A 519-nucleotide genomic window follows, 5' to 3' on the forward strand; every position below is an offset into this window, starting at 1 on the left:
TATTTTTTTGGGTAATCTTTGTTGGTTCATAATTTTCTTTGGCATTTGTTTCATCTAATGCAAGTGATGCTTGCTCATTATTGTAAATATTTGTTTTATTTGTTACAAATTGTTGGGTTTCTTGTAAATTGGCTTGAAATTGAAAAGAATGTAGAGAGCATATTTGCAAAAAGGCAATTTCTACCAAAGATTTTTTTTGATCGCTTTTTTTGAGGTCTTGTTGTAATTTAATTAAGATTCTTAAAAAATGATCAATGTGGTTTGTTTCTTCAAGCAATAATATTTTTTGGTCTTGGGAAAGTGGCGATGTTTTGGAATCTTTTTTATTTTTGGCATTCCAAATTAAATAATCTTTGATAGAATCAATTAAATCTAAAATTAAAAGGTCGATGTTTTTACCTGAATCAATTGCTTTGTGCAAAAGTTGCAATGCTTTGATCGCTTCTTTTTTTAGTAGATTTTGGAACAATTTTTTGATAATGCTGGCAGACACCGTACCTTTAATATTTGCAACATCTT

At 28.3% G+C, this 519-nt stretch carries 1 pseudogene; it reads right to left on the reverse strand.

Annotated features, from left to right (window positions below):
* Positions 1 to 493, reverse strand: a pseudogene (locus OYV_RS04340) (DNA polymerase III subunit gamma/tau); the annotation flags it as partial.
* Between the last annotated feature and the right edge of the window lie 26 nt (positions 494 to 519).

Origin of the sequence: 'Chrysanthemum coronarium' phytoplasma (assembly GCF_000744065.1) — a bacterium.
Lineage (GTDB): Bacteria > Bacillota_I > Bacilli_A > Acholeplasmatales > Acholeplasmataceae > Phytoplasma > Phytoplasma asteris.